The sequence below is a fragment of the Sphingomonas sp. genome, from assembly GCF_048594985.1.
Classification (GTDB): Bacteria; Pseudomonadota; Alphaproteobacteria; order Sphingomonadales; family Sphingomonadaceae; genus Sphingomonas_I.
Map to the genome: position 1 here is coordinate 1 of NZ_JBMDXG010000315.1, position 1950 is coordinate 1950.

The following is a 1950-nucleotide window of genomic DNA, read 5'->3' on the forward strand; positions in this document are numbered from 1 at the left end:
TGACCGTGCCCGTGCTGGAACGCCTGTACGACACGCCCGTCCGGATCGTGGGCGACGCGAGCGCGCCGACGATCCGCTTCCTGCCGGCAAGCACCCCTCGCTGACCGCGCCGGGCGGACGATGCTTGCAACTGCCGGGCCCGTCCAATAGTCATACAAATACAGCGAAAAGGACGGCGCACGCCGCGCCGGCAGGATAAGGGGATGATTATGCGGGTCGCATTTCTGGCGGCGCTTCTCGGGGCGACGACACTGACGGCGCCGGCCTTCACGCAGGCGGCACCGACGGCGCCCGCCGCCGCGCAGACCACGACCACGCTCACGATCCGGGGCGATACGCCGGGCGCCAAGATCGACCGCCGCATCTTCGGCCAGTTCGCCGAGCACCTCGGCACGGGCATCTATGGCGGCGTGTGGGTCGGGCCGGATTCGCGCATTCCCAACACGCGCGGCTATCGCAACGACGTGGTTGCCGCGCTCAAGGCGCTGAAGGTGCCGGTCGTCCGCTGGCCGGGCGGATGCTTCGCCGACGAATATCACTGGCGGGAGGGCATCGGCCCGCGCAAGTCGCGCCCGACCAAGGTCAACACCAACTGGGGCGGCGTGACCGAGCCCAACAGCTTCGGCACGCACGAATTCATGGACTTCGCCGAGTTGATCGGCGCGGAGGCCTACGTCTCCGGCAATGTCGGCAACGGCACCCCGGCCGAAATGGCCGAGTGGGTCGAATATATCACCGCGCCCGCCGGGAGCCTGGCCGAACAGCGCGCCAAGAACGGCCGCAAGGCACCGTGGAAGCTGGCGCATTTCGGCATCGGCAACGAATTGTGGGGCTGCGGCGGCAACATGCGCGCCGATTATGCCGCCGACGTGACCAAGCGGTACACGACCTTCATCAAGCTTCCGGCGGGCGAGAAGACGCAGAAGATCGCCAGCGGCGCCAATGGCGACGATTACAACTGGACCGAAGTGATGATGCGCGAGGCCGGCAAGCTGATCGACGGCACCGGCGTCCATTATTACACCTTCCCCGGCGGCTGGAGCAACAAGGGGTCGGCGACCGACTTCGACGAGGAGGCCTATGCGCGCACCTTGTCCAAGACGCTCAAGATGGAAGAGCTGATCACCGAACATTCGAAGGTGATGGACAAATATGATCCCGCCAAGCGGGTGAACCTGGCCGTCGACGAATGGGGCACGTGGTATGATCCGACCCCGGGCAGCAACCCCGGCTTCCTGCAGCAGCAGAACACGATCCGCGACGCGGTGCTCGCGGCGCTGAACGTCAACATCTTCACGCACCATGCCGATCGCGTGCGGATGACCAACATCGCGCAGATGGTGAACGTGCTTCAGGCGATGATCCTGACCGATGGGCCGAAGATGGCGCTGACCCCGACCTACCATGTGTTCGAGATGTACGTGCCGTTCCAGGACGCGACCGTGCTGCCGGTCGAACTGAAGACGCCCTGGTACAACAAGGACCAGTGGACCATGCCGGCGGTGAGCGCGACGGCGGCGCGCGACGCGTCCGGCGCGGTTCATGTCGCGCTGGTCAATGTCGATCCGAACAAGGCGATGCCGGTGTCGGCCACGCTCGGCGGGATCGGCGGCACGGCCGTCACGGGCCGCATTCTGACGGGCCCGATTCAGGCGCACAACACGGTCGACCGGCCCGACACCGTCCGCCCCGTGCCCTTCACCGACGCCACGCTGGCGGGCGGCACGCTGTCGGCAACGCTGCCGCCGGCGTCGGTGGTCGTGCTGACGATCAAGTAACGTCGTCGATGCAGGCCCCCGCCACCAAAGCGCGGGCCTGCTTCAGATGCGGCGCGTCGATCATCTTCCCATCGAGTTGCAGCGCCCCGGCTCCGGGATTCGCCGCGAACGCCGCGACGATGCGGCGCGCATGGGCGAGCGCGTCGGCCGAAGGCGTGAAGGCGGCGTTGAT

At 66.9% G+C, this 1950-nt stretch carries 1 protein-coding gene and 1 pseudogene; one reads left to right on the top strand and one right to left on the bottom strand.

Annotated elements, in window-relative coordinates; all coding sequences use genetic code 11:
- Positions 1-209: 209 nt before the first annotated feature.
- Positions 210-1778: an alpha-N-arabinofuranosidase gene (locus tag ACOJSF_RS12940; protein WP_420142612.1), complete on the top strand. Its 1569-nt coding sequence runs from the start codon at positions 210-212 to the stop codon at positions 1776-1778.
- Here ACOJSF_RS12940 and ACOJSF_RS12945 read toward each other — a convergent pair.
- A pseudogene (locus tag ACOJSF_RS12945) lies at positions 1771-1950 on the bottom strand (CoA ester lyase); the annotation flags it as partial. The gene ACOJSF_RS12940 and the pseudogene ACOJSF_RS12945 overlap by 8 nt on opposite strands.